We start from the raw sequence: 18,316 nt of genomic DNA, 5'->3' as shown, positions 1-18,316 counted from the left end.
TTCCGCATCCAGCGTACCGGATCTCGCCTTCATCGAATTGCTGCTGCTGTGGCTCTCGATCCTCGCGCTGATCATCTACTCGTACCGCTATTCGAAGGCGGCGAGCGTGCTGCTGGTGCCATACCTGATCTGGGTCACGATTGCTGGCGCGCTCAACTGGCAGGTGATTGAGCTTAACGGCCCGTTCGGTTGAACGGACGCCGGAACGCGTGATGCTAACAGACTTTTTCCAGTCCGGTAACGCCGCGGACGTCATTCTGGCTGTTCTGGTTGGCGAGGCGGTGTGGCTCAAGCTGCGCGGTTGGCGCACCATGGAAATCGTGGGATTGCTGGGGCCGGCAGCGCTCATCGTGCTGGGTTTGCGCGGGGCTCTGACCGGAGCAGCCTGGCCGTGGATCGCAACGCCTTTGGCCCTGTCGCTGCCTTTGCACCTCCTGGATTTGCGAACGCGCTTTGCGCAGCGCCAACGCTAGCCTGGCGCGCCCGAACTCAACTCGCACAAAGGAAAACCCGGCCTCCTGGGGAGAGACCGGGTTTTCAATTCAGCGCGCCAGTTCTGTCCGGGAGAGTGGACAACAGCGGAGCGCCATCAAGCGTTAGCCTGTCTGTCACATGGGTGCGTAGTGATGCTCCTGCGCCCAGACGTACCAGTTATCGACCACGGTGCCGGTCAGCAGGATGCCGATGCCGCCGGTCAGCGTGGTCAGCACTGCAAACCACCACGCCCAGCGGTGGATCGATTCCATCGTGGCGTTGAAGCCCATCGTCCAGCGCCAGAACAGGGCTGCACGCTCAGAGGCTGTGCCGCGATCGGTGATCTGCTCGATCTCCCGCTCGCCGCCATAACGGCCCACCGCAAGGATCGTCGCGCCGTGCATGGCGAACAGCAGGGCCGAGCCATAAAGGAACACGATCGAAAGTGCGTGGAACGGATTGTAGAACAAGTTGCCGTAAATCAGCGAGAAGTTGTTGGTCCAATCGAGGTGCGAGAACACGCCGTAAGGGACCGCTTCATTCCAGCTGCCGAGCAGCATCGGGCGGATAAAGCCCAAGACCAGAAACAGCCAGATCGCGCTCGCAAAGGCCCACGGAATGTGCATCCCCATGCCCAGCGACTTGGCCCGCTGATATGTCCTTGCCCACCAGCACAGAACTGAGATGGTGAGGAATGCGCCGGCCATGATGAACCAGCCGCCTTCGTTCAGTGGGACAAACGGGCTGAAGCCATATTCAGGGCCGGGCGGGTTGAGAGAAAGCCAGAAGAATTCGCGCATGAACCCTTGTGGACTCCAATTCACCTGAGCCCAGAAGTTAAACCCGATGATCAGGATAGCAGCCGTGCCGAAAGCGAGGCTGATCATGCCCAGCCAGCCGAGATAGAAAGGACCGATCTGCGACTGGCCGATCTTACCCATCCAATAGCTGTAGAAGGTCGAATTGATCCGATCTTCATCGCCAGCGGGAAGGGCAATGCCCATTTCCGGCTCGGCCTTTACCTGGATCTGCGTGAAGATGTTTTGATAGCGTAGTGTTGGAAATATCTGAAACATTGCCAATTGCTCCTTCACGACCAGATCGGAATGGCTTTCCAGAATTCCCAGAATTCTGGCCAGCTGCCGACATAGAGTGGACCGGAAATCACGATGCATACGGCGCTCCAGAACCCGGCATTGAGCGCCAGGATCAAGCCGACCCGGTGAATGCCCAAAGTGCCGACCGAATAGCCGATGAAATCGCGGAAATAGGTGTCTTCATATTCGGGCGAACGAACCTCTTGATCCTTGCCCGGATTAACCGCCGAAAGCACCAATCCGCCATGCAGTGCGAGCGCGAGACACGTCGTAAAGAAGAACGTGATCGCGATCATGTGCGCCGGATTGTAGTGGAAGTTCACATACTGATACCCGATGTTCGACACCCAATCGAGGTGCGTCCAGATGCCGTATGGGAAACCATGTCCCCATGCGCCCATCAGGACCGGGCGGATCACCACCAGCGTCACATAGGCCAAAACCGCAAAGCTGAAGGCGAAGGGCACGTGCAGCCCCATGCCAAGCTTGCGAGAGATTTCCACCTGTCGCAGCGCCCATGACCCGAACGCGACAATCGCGCAGCCGGTTATGACTTGCCAGTACCCGCCTTCGTTAAGCGGCATGAATTTAAGGCCAGCTTCAATCGCTGGCGGATCGATAGAGATAAGCCACGGGTTCAGGGTTGGGCCCTGAGCCGCCGCCGCGAAGATCAACATCGTCCCCATCAGCGCGGCAATCGCGGTCGTTACTCCGAAAAATCCGACGTAAAATGGCCCGACCCAGAAATCGAAGAGGTCCCCTCCGACCAAGGTGCCGCCACGCACGCGGTATTTGCGCTCGAAACTAAGGAGCATAAGTCCATCCTCCCCGCCGGTTAGGGCAGGTTACTCTCGTTACAGAATGAGTTGTTGGAGGCAGGCGAACCTGCCTCCACGCACTATTGAGGGCTCGGCTAGCCGGAGGCTTCCGAGCTCTCGATCACTGCAGCTGCTTGTGACGTCCCCGAACTAGGCCCATCGAGCCAGTTGTAACGGTCCGTGCTGAGCAGGATGAAGTGGATGGTGAAAGCTAGCACTGCCAGCCCTACGTGCAGCGCGACAAGCACCCTGCGTACATCGAATTGATGCCAAATTCTCCACATAGGTAATTCCTATCTTTTGAGGATCAGAGGATCGGAAGCCAGGGCTTGTTGGCCCAAAGCAGGATATGAGCGACAACCGCAATGCCGACATAGAGTGCGAAGGTGCCCATAAATGCTTTATGGATCTCCTTGGCCTCCTCATCGGTCAGATACGTGCCAACGCTCGGGCGATCAGCCGGATCGTTCATTGGTATTCTCCGTATTCCGTTGATGAAGTGAGGACGTAATGCCCTCGACGATATCCCCGCGTGATCCCCCACGTGGATTGCTGAGCCCGGTGTCCGGGCAATCTTGTGAAACTCTTGGTCGCTTGGCTCATCATGCGCTTTCCCCTGCGAGGATGGCATCGGCCAGGCAGTCTGCCGTTACGATCGTGTCGCCGCGTGCGCGCGCGGCGCGCTCGGCGGCGTCGCGCAGCTTCTTGGCAGCGGAAATTCGGACCAGCACGGGCTGCGCTTCAACCAGCTGATCAAGCTTGATCTTGGCTGCTTCGTCCCAGCTCAATTCGGCAAGGTCGCGCGCGGGCGTCGCGGGCGTCTTGTCGAGCTCGGTGCCGAGCGGCAGGATGTTAAACAGCGCATCGAACAGCGCATTGCACACTTCCTGCACCAGATAGGTCGCGCCCGAATATCCCATGAAGGGCGTTCCGGTGTGGCGGCGGATCGCTGCGCCCGGGAAGCTCGCCGGAATGTAGATCCCGCGCGGGCCAAAGCCGCTCCCTGCGCTTTCGGCCATATACATGCGCTCATTATAGCTGCCGAACACGACCAGCGGTGCTTTTTCGGCAATGTCGGCGCGCACTTGCTCGTTATCGGGCTTCACGCCTGCGCTGCGCGAATGCGCAAAGGCGCAAGGCAGGCCCAGATCGCCCTCGAGGAAAGCGCGCACGCCGCGCGCATAGGTTTCGTTCGCGACAATGCCGAAATTCGCCGTGCCAAAGAAGTCCTGCGTGACGGAGCGCCATAGGTCCCATAGCGGCTTGATCGTGGTGTGCTTCTCGCGCTCGATGAACGGCTCTGGATCAAGGCCCAGCTCTTCGCCAAGTGCGCGCAGGAACTTGGTGGTGGAATTGAGCCCGACCGGCGCTTGGAAATAGGGGCGCTCCAGCGTCTCACACAGATTGCGACCGAACTCGCGGTACATGCAGACATTGGCGTCCGACATACCGAGCTGGCGAATATCGGCCAGGTGACAGCCGAGCGGGAAGACCACGCCTACTTCTGCGCCGATCCCTTCGACCAGCCGGCGGATCTCCGCCAAGTCGCTCGCCATGTTGAACATGCCATAGCTGGGGCCGATGATATTGACTCGCGGCTTTTCGCCTTCTTTGCGCTCGCGCGGTTTGGGCATCTTTTTCGGCCCGAATTCGGTCCACAGCCAGGTCAGCGCGCGGTCGGCGCTTTCCCACTGATCCTCATCGATCGTGCGCGGCAGGAAGCGTTTGATGTTCGTGCCTTCTGGCGTGACACCGCCGCCGATCATCTCCGCGATAGAACCGGTCACCACCACGGCGGGCAGTTCCGGATCGAGCGTTTCCCAAGCGCGCTTCATTGCGCCCTCGGTGCCTGTCTTACCGAGCTCTTCTTCGCCTAGGCCCGTCACCACTATGGGTAATTCATGCGGGGGCAGGCCGTCAGTGTAGTGCAGCACGCTGGTCACAGGCAGGTTTTCACAGCCCACCGGACCATCGATGATGACTTGAAGCCCTTTGACCGCGGTGAAGACGTAGGTCGCACCCCAATAGCCACCGGCCCGATCATGATCGAGGATCAGGGTCATGTGCCCACCGCCTCGACTCGCCTTGCGCGCCGCTTCGTTCAAGGCCGCATATTTCTTGCGGAATTTGGGCCGGTCGACGGGAGTGTCTTCCCACACGCCAGCGGTGTGCTCTGCGCCGACACCTTCGAAAAAGTCGCGCATTCTGTCGAAGCGCGCTTTGTTGCTCATAGCCGCGTTGATTACAGTTGCGAGGCTTCCTGCCCCGGCTGGCCCCATCAGGGGGCGCGCTGAAATGAGGTTGGTGAAGTAGAGCGCCGGGATTGCCTTGGCCTTGGCGTGCTGCACAACTGGAGTCGTGCCAATCGCTAGATCAGGCCCGTATTCTTCGACCGCCGCGATGTCTTCTTCAAGGCTCGCGCGGAAGTTCACTTTGACACCGCGCGCTTCAAGCCATTCGCGGTCCGGATCAGACCAGCGGGTTTTGGGGCAGGCGCTGCCGACATAGGGCACTTCCGCGCCGCTTTCGACCAGAAGGCGGGCAACCAACAGCTCTGAGCCTTCATAGCCGGAGACGGTGATGCGGCCTGAAATCGGCTGCGACGCGAGCGCGCCTTGGATTGCGCCGATCATGGCGTTCTTAACGCCGTCGACTTGCGCTTGCGGTAGGCCGAGCGTGTCGCCGATCGATTGGAGCCATGCGGCAGTTCCGTCCGCTCCGACCGGAGCGGAGCCGATCACCGGCCTTCCGGCGGCCTCGAATTCGCGAATGCTGGCGGTGTAGAATGGGTGGATCGCTGCGGCGATTGAGCAATCGAGCGCGGAATAAAGTTCGCGCCATTCGCGCGTCGGAACAACCGGTCCAGCGGCAAGGCCAAGCGGCTCCAGCATTTGACCGATCACCACAGGGTCAGCCGGGAACATCTCGCCGAGCAAGGTGACTGTCGGCTTGTCTGATCGCTCAGCAGGCGCAGCAACGGGGCCAGCGGCCACTTCCTCGCGCGCATATTTGAGCATCGCGCCAGCGAGCACGTCTTTCGCCTCGGCATGCGTGGGAATGCCAAAGCCTGGCACGTCGATGCCGATGATGCGAACGCCGTTGATCTGGTCGGGCAATAGCCGCAGCGGCACGCCGCTCGCGGTCGGCACGCACAGATTTGTGACGATTATTGTGTCGTATTTCTCTGGGTCGGCGAGTCCTTCGACCGCCTCCTTGATGTCTTCGAATAGTTTGCCGGTGACAAGCGTTTCAGAAGAGAAGGGTACGTAGCCGACTGTGCGCCGCGCACCGTAGAAATGCGAGGTGAAGGTGAGGCCGTAAACGCAGCATGCGCTGCCTGACAGCACCGTTGCGGTGCGCCGCATCCGCAAGCCGACCCGAAGCGAACCAAAGGCTGGACACATGCTTTGCGGCTGGTCGTGTGGTCCGACCGGATAATCAGCCGCATATTGATCGAGGATCTCGCTCTTGCCCGCTGCGCGAGCTGCATCCTTTAAGGTCTCTCCACTCGAGCAGCCGCCTTCGCTAGAATCGAGGTCCAGCGTATCCGGGGTGCGTGCCGCGTCAGAGGTGTGCAAATCGGTCATCAGGCGTCGTCGTAAATGACCTCCAATGAAGGCTTCTCTTCATAAACACCGCCGCGCATATCGGCTTGCGTTGCAGGCACGAGCTCGACGTTGCCGCCCGTATCTTCGGGGCTGAACAGATCGAGCAGGCCATCCTGATCGAGCGGTGTTGGCTGACGGGGGGCTTCGGCGACATTCACCGCAAGCTCTTCAAACAGGCTTGCCCATTCACCGCCGGGCGTTCCGATGATCTGGTAGTTGGCCGATTTGCGGCGAATGTCCTCATTCGCAGGGATCGCCGTGAGCACAGGAATATCGACGGCTTTGGCAAAGGCCTGAGCTTCGCCGGTGCTGTCATCTTTGTTCACGATCATGCCAGCAACGCCGACATTGCCGCCCATCTTGCGGAAGTATTCAACCGCGTGGCAGACATTGTTGGCGACATAGAGCGATTGCAGGTCGTTCGATCCGACCACGATCACTTTCTGGCACATGTCGCGCGCGATCGGCAGGCCGAACCCGCCGCAGACCACGTCGCCGAGGAAATCCAGCAGGACGTAATCGAAGCCCCATTCGTGGAAGCCTAGCTTTTCGAGCAGCTCGAAGCCGTGGATGATCCCGCGTCCACCGCAGCCGCGACCGACTTCGGGTCCGCCAAGCTCCATCGCGAACACGCCGTCACGCTGGAAGCACACGTCTTCGATCGTGACTTCCTCGCCCGCGAGCTTCTTCTTCGAAGAGGTTTCGATGATCGTCGGGCAAGATTTGCCGCCGAACAGCAGGCTGGTCGTATCGGACTTCGGATCGCAGCCGATCAGCAGCACGCGCTTGCCTTGCTGCGCCATCATGTAGCTGAGGTTGGAGAGCGCAAAGCTCTTGCCCGAACCACCTTTGCCATAGATCGCGATGACCTGCGTTTCCTTGGTCACTTCTCCGGTGTGAACCGGATCAGGCTCCTGGCTCGCTTCATCGCGTAGTGCGTCTACGTCAAGCATCGTCATGCGCAGCCTCTCCAATCGAGTACCATTTTGAGGCAATCGGGATCGCCGAAAGCACGGGGATAGGCAGAGCCAGCCTCTTCGGCTGAGCGCCGGTCGGTGATGAGCCCAGACAGATCGAGCTTGCCGCTTTCAATCAGGGCGCTGGTCTGCGCGAGATCATCGGGCTGCCATTCAGCCGCGATGCGCAGCCGCGCCTCGGCCATGAAGGCAGGCGCGAAGTCAAAGCCCAAGCGCTTGGAATAGAAGCCAGCGAGCGTGATCTCTCCGCCTTTGGCAAGGTGCGGGACCAGCGCGTCGATCAGGTCTGCATCGCCGCTCGCATCGTAGATTGCCGTGTAATCGCGGCGCTCATCGCCGCTAGGCGCGATCACGTTATAGCCTTGCGCACCATGGCGCCTGCTTGCCTGTGTTTCCCAGACAGTAGGAGCGGGCGCACCCAATGCTATCGTGATTCGTGCGAGCAAACGGCCCAATACGCCGTGACCGACAATCAGTTCAGGTGCTTTCCCGCCATTGATTGCATGCAGTGCCGTAGCGGCGAGTGCGAACAGCACTCCCGACTCGCCAAGCGACTCGGAAACGGGCAGCGCACGCTCCGATGGCACGAGCAATCGCTGCGATGTTCCACCGAACAATCCGCGCGCGTCCTTGTAGCAATTCGCGCCAGGAACGAAGACCCAATCGCCGATGCGATTTCTGGCTTCAAGGCCAGCGTCAACCACGCGACCAACCGATTCGTATCCGGGCACTAATGGGTAACCCATCCCAGGAAATTCAGGCATTTGCCCGGTCCAAAGCAGCTTTTCCGTGCCGCTGCTGATCCCACTGAAGGCCGTTTCGACAAGGACATCGGAAGCTTCTGGCGCGCGTAATTCAAGCTGCCCCAGCGCCAAGCGCTCAGGCCCCCTAAGGATTACGGCCAATGCATCCATCTCGTGTCCTCTGCCCCTCCGCCGCTTTGATGCGGTCCCTGGTCAGGGGGTCATTCCCCACATGTCAGCTACGCCTAACAAATAGAGGTGTCAAATAAATCGGACAGTTAGTTGTCAGGCAGTCGCGACAATTAGGCTGGCGACCACCGGCTGCGGTGTGGCAACCGTGCGCGACTGGGAGAATCCGGCTGCGCCTAGCATCGCCTTGATCTCATCCACGGTGCGCGGCCTGCCGGAGCCCATCGCCCACAAATACAGGCCGAAAAATGTATCCCCCATGCGTTCAGCGCCGGAAATGCCGGCCATGGGTTCTGCGATCAGGAGGCGTTTTCCTGGCGCGAGCGACTTGTGGATATTCTTGAGCAGGTCGAGCGCTGGTCCGTCATCATGATCATGCAGGATGCGGCTGAGCGTGATGAGATCGTATCCAGAGGGGATCGAGTCGCTGAAGAAATTGCCGCCATGTGTTTTTGCGCGGGTTTCGCCGAGGGCTGCTTTCAGAGCTTCCTCGGCTCGCTGCGCGACTTCAGGCAGATCGAACACGGCAAGTCTTGAGATCGTATGCTGCGCTCCAATTGCCCGGACAAACGCTCCGCTTCCGCCACCAACATCGAGCAGCGCGTCCACCCCTTTGAAATTGAACGAGGCGAGTACCTGTTCAGCGACAAAGTGCTGCGATGTCGCCATCAGCTCGGAATATTCCGCTGTTTCTGATCCCCGCTCGGCATGGCCGCGCAGCGCACCCGCATAAGACCAATACTTCGAAAGCTCGGTTGGCTCGGCGCGATTGCGTCTCAACAGTCCCATCGGATCATCAAGGTCGCGATAGAGCAGTCGGTGATGTCGGATCATCGCCTTCGCCCCGCGATTGGAATGCAGCGCTGCGCCTTGTTCGCCCAACATCCAGCGCGCAGGTGCAACCTCTTCAACCAGGTCTAGCGCTGCCGCCGCGCGTAGCAGCCTTTCCGTCGCGACGGGATCAAGTTGCGCTGCCTCAGCGATTTCGGGAGGCTCGCGCGCACCAGCACTGATAAAGTCGATCAGATCGCTCTCGACCATGGCGTAGAGCACTTTTGAATAAGCAAAGCCGACCATCAGATCGAGCATGCCTGTAGCCCGTCTGCGGGCCACCCCTCGCATTATCGGAACCCGCGCGGCCCATGCCTGAAATTTGGGGCTGCCAATCACCGCATTGCGGCGCGTCACCCATCGCTCTTTCAAGGTGGGTTTGACCATCAGTTCGGGTGTCTATCGCGATGCATCTGTCCAAAAGATTGGACATCTTGTTTGTAAAGGTCAATCATCTTGGGTGGGAGATATGCCTTTGAGTGCGCGAGTCGCCATTATCGGAAGCGGGATCGGCGGGCTGGCCAGCGCCGCCTTGCTGGCTTCGCGCGGGCACGAGGTTACGGTTTTTGAGAAAGAGTCATGGACCGGCGGCAAGGCGCGGCGGGTCGAGGTTGATGGACAGCCGATCGACGCAGGGCCGACCGTTTTCACGATGCGCGATGTCTTCGATGGCATCTTCCACGAATGCGGCGCGAAGCTTGACGATCACGTCGACGCGCGCCGGGCAGAAGTCCTCGCGCGCCATGCCTGGGATGACGAGACGCATCTCGATCTGTTTGCCGATCCGCTTCGCAGCGAAGAGGCAATCGGTGATTTCGCCGGGCTGGAGGCAGCTTATGGCTATCGCGCTTTTCGCACCGAGGCTGCGCGCATCTATGATGTGCTCAACGAACCCTTTATGCGCGGACCCAAGGCGAGCACACCGCTGCCGATGATGGCGAGGATCGGGCTTACCCGCCTACCGGAAATGGCCGCGATGAAGCCGTTCGAGACGATGTGGCACGCGCTCGGCAAACATTTCGACGATCCACGTCTCAGGCAATTGTTTGGCCGCTACGCGACCTATTGCGGTTCTTCGCCGTTCGAGGCGCCTGCGACCCTAATGCTGATCGCGCATGTCGAGGCGACCGGCGTGTGGCTGATCGACGGCGGGATGAACGCGCTCGCCAACGCCCTGCGAAAGCTGGGTGAGAGCAAGGGCGCGACCTATCGCTTTGAGACGCCCGTGGCGGAGATCCTGACCGAGAGGCACGCGGTGAGCGGTGTGCGGCTCGTCTGTGGTGAAAAGATCGAAGCGGACCGGGTGATCTGCAACGCTGATCCGGCGGCGCTCGCCTATGGAAAGTTTGGCGCGCAGGCAGCGCATGCTGTGCCGAAGATGCCTGCAAACAAGCGCTCGCTATCGGCTTTTGTCTGGTTTGCGCATGCTAGGGCTTCTGGCTTTCCGTTGCAGCATCACAACGTCTTTTTCTCGCCCGATTACGAGCGCGAATTCGGCCAGATCGCGCGCGGCGAAGTGCCCACAGATCCCACCACCTATGTCTGCGCGCAGGACCGCAGCGCCGCTGCCCAATCCGGCCCACCGCCAGAGGGACGAGAGCGCATTCAGATTATCGTAAACGCGCCCGCCAATGGTGACACCTACAGCTATACCCAAGAGGAGATCGCGCAATGCACCGATCAGATGAGGAACAGCCTGACGCGCTGCGGACTTCAACTGGAACACGAGATGCCGCATCAGCTGGCAACCCCGCAGGACTGGGCGAAGCTGTTCCCGTCGACGGGCGGGGCGCTCTACGGTCGGGCATCGCACGGATGGGCGGCCTCGTTTCAGCGGCAGGGGCCCAAAACGCGGATACCGGGGCTTTACTGCACGGGCGGAGCGACCCATCCGGGCGCGGGCGTGCCGATGGCCGCATTAAGCGGGCAACTGGCTGCGAACACACTGTGCTCGGACCTCGCTTCGATGCGGCGATTCCACCGGGTGGGTATACGTGGTGGTACATCGACGCGATCAGCGACGACGGAAGGCACGGCCTGACGATCATCGCGTTTTTGGGGAGCGTTTTCTCACCCTATTACAAGGCGAGCGGGCGGGGCGATCCCGAGGATCACGCATCGCTTAATGTCGCGCTTTATGGTCCCGATGCGCGCTGGGCGATGACCGAGCGCCCGGCGGAGAATGTGACCCGCGATGCTAAAACGCTGTCGATCGGTCCGAGCGCGGTTCGCTGGACTAGTGAGGCTTTGGAGATCGACATTGTCGAGCGCGACAAAAGGCTCGGCATCCCCTGGCGCAGGCCTGTGCGAGGCCGGGTCCGGATCGTTCCGGAAATGCTCAATCCTGTCGGCTTTGCGCTCGATCCGGAGGAGAAGCACATCTGGCATTGCCTGGCGCCGCGCGCCCGTGTTGTGGTCGAAATGAATGAGCCTGATGTTTCGTGGAGCGGCAGCGGATATATCGATCACAATCGCGGCGGCGAACCGCTCGAAAACGGCTTTCGCTCATGGCATTGGTCGCGCGCGCATCTCTCCGATGGGGCGGTGGTGTCTTATGAAGGCGAGCGCGGCGATGGGTCGCGCTTTGCTAGCGCCATCCGCTTTGATCATGCGGGCGTTCCCGAGCACCACGACTTGCCGATGATGGCTAAACTGCCGCGCAGCAAATGGTGCGTTGCGCGCCGAACGCGCGCGGATAGCGGCGAAGCGAAGGTGGCGAAGACATGGGAGGACACCCCATTCTACGCGCGCTCGACAGTCTCTTCGCGAATATACGGCGAGCCGGTGATAGCGGTGCAGGAAAGTCTCGATCTGCGGCGCTTTGCCTCGCCGGTGGTGCAGTTTATGTTGCCGTTCCGGATGCCGCGCCGCGCGTTCTAGTCGCCTTCATCGGCAGAATTTTTTTCTGCTTTTTCCGCCTCTTTGGCGCGGCGTTTCGCGCGATCTTCTTCGAGCGATTTGCTGACCGACCAATATTGCCAACCGGCAAAGCCGAGCGCGATCCCGTAGAAAAACACGATCTCGATCCAGCCAAAATTGTGTCCGTCCATCGCCGCCTCGTCTGGATTGCCTAGGCACCTATAACATGCGCATCGGCAAAGGCGGCAATCACGCGAGCAGCCGCCGCCGGGTCCTCTTCATGCGCGAGGTGACCAAGCGATGGCCATTCCTGAAGGCTGGCATTGGGAAGTGCCTCAGCGGCTTCTCGCGCCGCGGTAAGCGGCACGGCGTTGTCGCGCGCGGAATGCACCAATTGCACCGGATTGCTGACCGAGCGGAGCCGCGATTGCAGCGCGGGCAAATCCCAATTCGCCATCATCGCCAGTGCGCCCTTCGTATGGCGGCTGTTTGCGAGCAGCGCCGCGTAACACCGCATTCCGGCGGCATCGATTGCCGAGTTTGTCGCGCGTTTCAGGAACCTCTCTGCGTCTTCAGGCCGTGCAACGCTCTTTGAAAAGAACCGCGGGACAAGTGGATTGACGAACAGCATCTTGGCAAAGGCGGGGAAGAGCTGCGCGGCGAGGCCGGGAAAGGGGCGCAGGGCCGCATTGAACCCGACAATCGGCACGCTGAGCCTTCGTTCAAGCGCAGTTTGCAGCGCGAGCGCGACGCCCGCAGAGTGCCCGACAATCATTGCCGGCTCCGCTTCCAGCGTATCGAGCAATTGCACCAGTGCGCGCGCCATCGCGGGCAGCGACATCGCTTCGGGCGGATGACCGCTGGTGAAAGCGTGGCGCGGCAGGTCGGGCGCGATCACGGTGAATCGGTCAGCTAGCGGCGGCATGACGTCGCGCCAGGAATGGCACGAGGCGCCTGTGCCGTGGAGCAAGAGCAGAGCAGGCCCGCTCCCCATGCGCTGCACATGCCAACGCGCCGCTCCCACGTGGACAAATTCGCTCGCATCGCGGTGCGGCCAGATCAGGCCCTCGCGCTGCCAATCGAGCGGACGGCTCATGCTGCGGCTTGGGCGGGTTTGGCGGAGGTCGCGGCGGCGACTGCGGCGTGCAGCATTTTTGCATCGGCCATCGGCAGCGCTAGGAAGCGCGCGCCCATCATGGCGGCGAGATCGGGTGCATGCGGGCCAGGACGTGCGGCGATATCGACCACCAATGCTTCATAGCCAGCGCGGGCAACCCGCTTCGCGGCTGCTTCCGCGTCTTCGCCCGCCTGCTTGCGTCCCGGCGTGCCGTCGGCGGCGATATTGCCGCGCCCGTCGGTCAGCACCACAAGGCTGGGCGTGCGCCCGCGTGCGGCGATCATGTCAGCCAGTTCGAGCGCCATGTTGAGCCCGCTTGCGAGAGGGGTGCCGCCTCCACCCGGAAGTTCAGCGAGAGAACGACGTGCGCGGGTGAGCGAGCGCGTGGGCGGCAACAGCAATTCTGCGCCTTCGCCGCGAAACGCGATCAGCGCGACCTCGCTGCGGGTGACATAGACCTGCGCCAGCATAAGCTCGACCGCGCCTTTTGCTTCAGCAAGGCGCGCGGCGGCGGCTGACCCCGAAGCATCGACGCAAAAGATCGTGACGCGTCCGGTGCGCTCCTCAAAGCGCTTCACGCGCAAGTCTTCCTTGCGCATGATGATGGATGAGCCGGGCGCGGCCTCGGCGAGTTCCTTGCGGCGCAAAGCCTGCCATGGGACGGCGGCGCGTAGGCTGTCGATCAGCGCGAGGCGTGCGCCTCCGCGCGGAAGGCCAGGCCGAGTGCCGAGCGGTTTGCCCCGAAGCGCCGACTTGCGCTTTTGCCCTGTGCCACTGCCTTGTGCTTGGCGCTTGGCCTTCCCGCTTGAAAGCTGCGCGAGCAGATCAGCCGGGATCGCGGCCTGCGCTGCGTCAACCAGCACATCCTCCAGCGGACGGTCACTGGGATTGGTGCTGTCATCATTTTGGTCGTCGGAACTGGTGTTGTCCGGCGGCGGAGGTGGGTGCGCGGCGTCCTCTTCCATTTGTGGCAATTGCGTTGCGCGCGGTGCCAGAACCAGACGTGCCGCAATGGTCAGGTCCTCGTCGGTGACGCGCGTCCGACCTTTGAGCGCGGCATGCGCGCGCGATGCGTTTTGAGCGAAGAGCAGCGGACGCAGGCCGTGAATTCCGAGCGCTGCTGCGGTATGGGCAAGCGCAGCGAGGGCGTCCTCGTCGAGCGCATGAACCTTATTAATCGTGACCGCCTTGCGCGGTTTTGGCAGGATCGCCTCATCGGCGCTCAGGGCGCTCGAAAGATCGCAGTGCAACGCGCTGCGCTCTAACAGCGCCTTTGGCGGTTCCTCTTCCGCCTCAATCCCGTCATCCAGCAAGATCCACCCACATCGCTTGCCGGTTTCACCTTCGCTTGCCTGGACCAGCTCTGCCGGCCAACGCGTCGCTCATGCGCTCGGCCATCGGGATCTGCAGAATCGCGCCTGCCTCTGCTGCTTCGGCAAGAATGCCGCGCTGGCTGATCGCGCGTCCAGCGGCAAGGCTCGCGGCGATATCAACACCGCCAAGCAACCTCTCATCATCGATGTGGCTGGGCAATCGTCTGAGCCGCGCGCCATCCACTTCGAGCGCGGCGATCACCGCATCGCGCGCCGGTCCACCGCCACGCAATCGCAAGCCGCCAAGCGTCTCAGGTGCAATCAGGAACAGCCGGGCGGCGAGCAGCGCATCAGCCAGCGGGTCATGATCCAGACCCGCGCTGGTCATCCGAAGAGTTCGTCAATCGCGCGGGCGATCCGCACGGTCGATCCGGTTTCATCGAGCACGTCGCGCCGCAGCCGGTGCCGCAGGGACGAGGGCGCGACTTCGATCAGGTGGTTGCGCCCGACCTTCTTGGCGCCCGCCAGCGCCGCTTGCGCCCGCGCGGCGCGCATCAAGGTAAGCTCTCCGCGCAGGCCATCCGCGCCCACTGCGAGGCACAATTCCGCAGCGTCCTGCATAACGCTGTCGGGCGTTTCCATCTTCGCAAGCTTGGTCTTGCCGCGCGCGACTTTGCGCAGGATCTTCGCTTCTTCGTCGGCCCAGCTTTCGGCGAAGGCCTCAGCATCACGTTCTTGGTCAGCGCAGCGGCGCATGATCTCGACGCGCTCATCAATCGCGGTTGGCGTTGAGACTTCGACCGATAGGCCGAACCGGTCAAGCAATTGCGGACGCAATTCGCCCTCTTCGGGATTGCCGCTGCCGATCAGCACGAATTTGGCGCGGTGGCGGACAGACAGTCCCTCACGCTCGACCACGTTTTCGCCCGATGCAGCGACGTCAAGCAGCAGGTCGACCAGATGATCTTCGAGCAGGTTGATCTCGTCGATGTAGAGGAACCCGCGATGTGCCTTGGCCAGCAAGCCGGGTTCGAAGCTCTTTTCGCCTGCACGCAATGCTTTTTCCAGGTCAAGCGCGCCGATCACGCGGTCCTCGGTTGCGCCCAAAGGCAGGTCGACGAACGGCACGGCGCGTTTGCGCACGCGTCCCGATGTGCACGGGTCAGGGCACGTGCCGCGCTGATCGCCGGTGCAGCCATAGCGGCAGTCCTCGACCGCAGATATGGGCGGCAACAGGCTCGCCAGCGCGCGCGCAGCGGTCGATTTGCCGGTCCCCCGGTCGCCGAACACCATCACCCCGCCAATCGCTGGCTCAATGGCAGCGATCAACAGCGCCTGCTTCATTTCGTCTTGGCCGACGATGGCTGAAAAGGGAAAGCGTGCCATTACCGCGCGTTGTGGACGAGCCGGACGGCTTGGACAAGTAAAAGTGACAATTTTGCCTGACAGTTAGGCGATTAGCGCTTGGCCGCGCGGTTCAGCATCAATACCGGGATCAGCCCGGCGGCGAGGATCATGAGGCCCGCGGTCGAGGCTTCGGCCAGCTTCTCATCGCTTGCGAGCCGATAAACGCGCGTTGCCAAAGTCTCGAGGTTGAACGGGCGCAAGATGAGAGTCGCGGGCAGTTCGCGCAAAGTGTCGATGAAGACAAGCGCTGCGGCGGCGGCAATGCTGGGCGTGAGCAGCGGGATATGGATGCGCCGCATGACAGCGCCCGGTCCGGCGCCGAGCGAGCGCGCGGCGGCATCCAGGGAAGGCGGCACTTTGGCGAAGCCTCCGCTCACCGAATTGAACGCGACCGTGAGGAAGCGCACCGACAGCGCGTAGATCAGGATCGCGGCCGTGCCGGTGAGCAGGAGGCCATGCGTGCCGCCAAGGGTGTCGCGGGAGAAGCGCGTGATTGCTTGGTCGAACGCGCCGAGTGGCGCGAGCAGTCCGACCGCCAGAAGCGCGCCGGGCAAAGCATAACCCAAGGTTGCGACGCGGATGGCTGCGCGGGTCGCTGTGCTCGATGAGCGGCGCTGCGCAAAGGCAAGCACTAGCGCAGCGACGATGCACACGGCGGCTGCCGCCAGACCTAGCCACAAGCTGTTGGTCGTATAGCTCCAGAGGTTTGCGGCGCTTTGTCCATCGCCGGTCTCAATTGCGAGCAATCCCAAGTGCAGCGCCGGAATGCCAAAGCCGAGCAATACCGGCAGCGCGCACAGGATCGTCGCGCCCCATTGCTGCGCGGGCGACAATTCGATCAGTGCGGCATCGCCGGTGACCGCGTCTTTGCTCTCAGTCCGCCCTTTGCGGCTCGTCGCCTCGAGCGCGACCAGCGCAATCACGAAAATCAGCATGAACGCTGCAAGCTTCAGTGCCAATTGCTTGTCACCCATCGCCAGCCAACTGCGGAAAATGCCTGTGCTGAAAGTGGGAATGGCGAAGTATTCAGCGACGCCGAAATCGGCGAGCGTCTCCATCAGAACCAGCGCCAATCCTCCTGCAATTGCTGGGCGCGCAGCGGGCAGAGCGACACGGGTGAAGGCGCGGGAAGGCGTTGCTCCCAGACTGCGCGCGGCGCGAAACTGGCCGAGACTCTGCGCGGCAAACGCCCCGCGGGCGAGCAAATAGATGTAGGGATAGAGCACAAGGGCGAGGATTAGCGCTGCACCGGGTAGTGAACGGACTTGCGGGAAATAATAGCTACCGATGGCCCAGCCAGTTACGCTACGCAGCCCTTCCTGCACTGGTCCGGTGACGCTCAACAGGTCGGCATAGATATAGGCTGCGATATAGGCGGGCACGGCGAGCGGCAGCACCAGCGCCCATGCCAGCACGCGCCTGCCGGGAAAGCGAGCCGCACTCACCATCCATGCTGTTCCAATGCCGATCACGCTCGCGAGCGCTCCGGCCATCAGCATAAGTACGCTTGTATTAAGCACATATTGCGGCAGGATGCTGCGCGCCATCTCTGCGAGCGATGCCAATCCTCCGCTAGGTGCGGAGACCACAATCGCGATAATCGGCACGGCGGCCAATGCCGCGATTAGCCAGGCGGCAATCGTCCAGCGATCCAGACCGCGCGCCGCAAGCCCCGGCGCGCTTACGCGAGTTTTGCCGGTTGCGCGCGGCAAAGCATTGAGCCTAAGGCGGCTCAACACAATTGGCCCGGAACTGAGATTTGAGCCTCGAATTTCGCCATATCGCCCATGCTTACGGTACCAACAGGGCGTTGAATGACATTAGCTTCATCGCGCCCCAAGGAGAGATCACCTGTCTGCTTGGTTCGTCAGGGTGTGGCAAGTCAACCCTGTTGAACCTCACCGCTGGATTGCTGCCAGTGCAGCAGGGCAGCGTTTATCTGGGCGGCGAACTGCTCGCTGATCAAGCGCAATCACCGCCGCCGGAGAAACGCCCGGTGGGGCTAGTGTTTCAGGACGGAGCGCTGTTTCCGCATATGACGATTGCGCAGAACGTCGCCTTTGGCCTGGCTAAGGGTGGCGGGCGTGATGCGCTGGTTGAGGAATGGCTGGAGCGCGTCGGCTTATCCGGACTGGGTGGACGCTATCCGCACGAGCTTTCAGGCGGTCAGCAGCAGCGCGCAGCCTTGGCGCGGGCGATGGCACCTGAGCCGCAAGTCCTGTTGATGGATGAGCCCTTCGCTAGCGTCGACATCGTGCTTCGCCGGAGCCTGCGCCGAGAGTGCCGTGCGGTGTTGAAGGCGCGCGGGGCAACGGTGATCCTCGTCACCCACGATCCGGAAGAAGCGCTCGATATCGCCGATCGGATTGCGGTGATGGATCGCGACCGGATTGCGCAATACGGCACACCGCAAGAGCTCTACGATATGCCAAGCAGCGCATCTGTGGGTGCGATTTTCGGCGGGGTTAAGGTTATCGCGGCTGAGCGGGTTGAGGGGGGATTGCAGACCGCATTCGGAGTATTCCCGCTCGAAGCTATCGCTGGTGATCCGCCCCATAGTCTGCATCTCGAATTGCTGCTGCGCGCAGACGCGTTTGAAATCTCTCCGGCAGAGAATGGTCTGACAGTGCGCGATGTTCGTCGGACCGGCGCGAAGGCGCAGATCGTGCTCGCCAATGACGCGGGCGAAGAGCTGGTGGTCGAAAGCGCCTCGGCAAAGGCTTTGGACATTGGCACACGAATCGCAATAATGCCGCGCCCTGCCAGTATCCTTGCTTTCCCTGCCGCGTCTGCAGCCGATTGAACTGAAAATAGCGCGCCTTTTCAGCGTGAAAGACGCAGTGCTTGCGCCATCCAATAATAATGCTAATCATTCGCAATAAG

General features: G+C 61.6%; 19 protein-coding genes and 1 pseudogene. 5 read left to right on the top strand and 15 right to left on the bottom strand.

Features of this window, described 5'->3' with window-relative positions:
* The first annotated feature begins 37 nt into the window (after nt 1-37).
* Together ACZ1GU_RS11465 and ACZ1GU_RS11460 are read left to right on the top strand one after the other, a co-directional pair.
* Entirely contained in the window at nt 38-193 is a 156-nt protein-coding gene (locus tag ACZ1GU_RS11465) for a tryptophan-rich sensory protein (protein WP_472648118.1), read from the top strand.
* Entirely contained in the window at nt 168-473 is a 306-nt protein-coding gene (locus ACZ1GU_RS11460; protein WP_472648117.1) for a hypothetical protein, read from the top strand. Before ACZ1GU_RS11465 ends, ACZ1GU_RS11460 begins: the two co-directional genes overlap by 26 nt.
* 135 nt (nt 474-608) lie before the next feature.
* Here the strand turns inward: ACZ1GU_RS11460 and pufM are convergent, their stop codons facing one another.
* The 9 genes and pseudogenes from pufM to ACZ1GU_RS11415 form a co-directional block, all read right to left on the bottom strand.
* Nucleotides 609-1,550: a photosynthetic reaction center subunit M gene (gene pufM, locus ACZ1GU_RS11455; protein ID WP_472648116.1), complete on the bottom strand. Its 942-nt coding sequence runs from the start codon at nt 1,548-1,550 to the stop codon at nt 609-611.
* Between the two features lie 14 nt (nt 1,551-1,564).
* Nucleotides 1,565-2,386, bottom strand: coding sequence for a photosynthetic reaction center subunit L (gene pufL / locus ACZ1GU_RS11450; protein WP_472648115.1), 822 nt, complete (start codon nt 2,384-2,386; stop codon nt 1,565-1,567).
* 98 nt (nt 2,387-2,484) lie between these two features.
* On the bottom strand, nt 2,485-2,673 hold the full coding sequence (gene pufA / locus ACZ1GU_RS11445; protein WP_472648114.1) for a light-harvesting antenna LH1, alpha subunit: 189 nt from the start codon (nt 2,671-2,673) through the stop codon (nt 2,485-2,487).
* A gap of 23 nt (nt 2,674-2,696) precedes the next feature.
* Nucleotides 2,697-2,861: a light-harvesting antenna LH1, beta subunit gene (pufB, locus tag ACZ1GU_RS11440; protein WP_472648113.1), complete on the bottom strand. Its 165-nt coding sequence runs from the start codon at nt 2,859-2,861 to the stop codon at nt 2,697-2,699.
* 130 nt (nt 2,862-2,991) lie between these two features.
* Complete coding sequence (bchZ, locus tag ACZ1GU_RS11435) at nt 2,992-4,452, bottom strand: chlorophyllide a reductase subunit Z (RefSeq protein ID WP_472648772.1); 1,461 nt, start codon at nt 4,450-4,452, stop codon at nt 2,992-2,994.
* A 3-nt stretch (nt 4,453-4,455) separates the two neighbouring features.
* Nucleotides 4,456-5,976, bottom strand: a pseudogene (gene bchY / locus ACZ1GU_RS11430) (chlorophyllide a reductase subunit Y); the annotation flags it as partial.
* On the bottom strand, nt 5,976-6,956 hold the full coding sequence (locus tag ACZ1GU_RS11425) for a chlorophyllide a reductase iron protein subunit X (protein WP_472648111.1): 981 nt from the start codon (nt 6,954-6,956) through the stop codon (nt 5,976-5,978). The gene ACZ1GU_RS11425 and the pseudogene bchY, both read right to left, overlap by 1 nt.
* A complete protein-coding gene (bchC, locus tag ACZ1GU_RS11420; RefSeq protein WP_472648110.1) occupies nt 6,953-7,888 on the bottom strand; it encodes a chlorophyll synthesis pathway protein BchC in 936 nt (311 codons plus the stop codon). The genes ACZ1GU_RS11425 and bchC overlap by 4 nt, the downstream gene beginning before the upstream one ends.
* Nucleotides 7,889-8,002: 114 nt before the next feature.
* Complete coding sequence (locus ACZ1GU_RS11415) at nt 8,003-9,124, bottom strand: methyltransferase (protein WP_472648108.1); 1,122 nt, start codon at nt 9,122-9,124, stop codon at nt 8,003-8,005.
* A gap of 82 nt (nt 9,125-9,206) precedes the next feature.
* Here ACZ1GU_RS11415 and crtD point away from each other — a divergent pair, with 82 nt between their 5' ends.
* Both crtD and ACZ1GU_RS11405 read left to right on the top strand, forming a co-directional pair.
* The gene (gene crtD, locus ACZ1GU_RS11410) at nt 9,207-10,778 is read left to right on the top strand and encodes a 1-hydroxycarotenoid 3,4-desaturase CrtD (protein WP_472648107.1); all 1,572 of its coding nucleotides are present in this window, start codon (nt 9,207-9,209) and stop codon (nt 10,776-10,778) included.
* Nucleotides 10,685-11,617 carry a hydroxyneurosporene dehydrogenase gene (locus ACZ1GU_RS11405; RefSeq protein ID WP_472648106.1) on the top strand — a complete coding sequence of 311 codons (933 nt, stop codon included), beginning with the start codon at nt 10,685-10,687 and terminating at the stop codon, nt 11,615-11,617. Before crtD ends, ACZ1GU_RS11405 begins: the two co-directional genes overlap by 94 nt.
* Here the strand turns inward: ACZ1GU_RS11405 and ACZ1GU_RS11400 are convergent.
* The 6 genes from ACZ1GU_RS11400 to ACZ1GU_RS11375 all read right to left on the bottom strand — a co-directional run bounded on the left by ACZ1GU_RS11400 (nt 11,614) and on the right by ACZ1GU_RS11375 (nt 17,169).
* Nucleotides 11,614-11,787 (bottom strand): hypothetical protein, encoded by a 174-nt coding sequence (locus ACZ1GU_RS11400; RefSeq protein WP_472648105.1) that lies wholly within the window; start codon nt 11,785-11,787, stop codon nt 11,614-11,616. The two genes, ACZ1GU_RS11405 and ACZ1GU_RS11400, sit on opposite strands and share 4 nt — an antisense overlap.
* A 20-nt stretch (nt 11,788-11,807) precedes the next feature.
* Nucleotides 11,808-12,692, bottom strand: coding sequence for an alpha/beta fold hydrolase BchO (bchO, locus tag ACZ1GU_RS11395; protein WP_472648103.1), 885 nt, complete (start codon nt 12,690-12,692; stop codon nt 11,808-11,810).
* The gene (locus tag ACZ1GU_RS11390) at nt 12,689-14,026 is read right to left on the bottom strand and encodes a VWA domain-containing protein (RefSeq protein WP_472648102.1); all 1,338 of its coding nucleotides are present in this window, start codon (nt 14,024-14,026) and stop codon (nt 12,689-12,691) included. Before ACZ1GU_RS11390 ends, bchO begins: the two co-directional genes overlap by 4 nt.
* A 25-nt stretch (nt 14,027-14,051) precedes the next feature.
* On the bottom strand, nt 14,052-14,414 hold the full coding sequence (locus ACZ1GU_RS11385; protein WP_472648101.1) for a hypothetical protein: 363 nt from the start codon (nt 14,412-14,414) through the stop codon (nt 14,052-14,054).
* Entirely contained in the window at nt 14,411-15,412 is a 1,002-nt protein-coding gene (gene bchI, locus ACZ1GU_RS11380) for a magnesium chelatase ATPase subunit I (protein WP_472648100.1), read from the bottom strand. The genes ACZ1GU_RS11385 and bchI overlap by 4 nt, the downstream gene beginning before the upstream one ends.
* Nucleotides 15,413-15,483: 71 nt before the next feature.
* Nucleotides 15,484-17,169: an ABC transporter permease gene (locus ACZ1GU_RS11375; protein ID WP_472648099.1), complete on the bottom strand. Its 1,686-nt coding sequence runs from the start codon at nt 17,167-17,169 to the stop codon at nt 15,484-15,486.
* Between the two features lie 23 nt (nt 17,170-17,192).
* Between ACZ1GU_RS11375 and ACZ1GU_RS11370 the strand changes: the two genes are divergently transcribed.
* Complete coding sequence (locus ACZ1GU_RS11370; protein ID WP_472648098.1) at nt 17,193-18,236, top strand: ABC transporter ATP-binding protein; 1,044 nt, start codon at nt 17,193-17,195, stop codon at nt 18,234-18,236.
* The last annotated feature ends 80 nt before the right edge of the window (nt 18,237-18,316 follow it).

Source organism: Erythrobacter sp. HA7-11, assembly GCF_055693605.1.
This window is presented reverse-complemented; position numbering and strand designations above follow the sequence as displayed.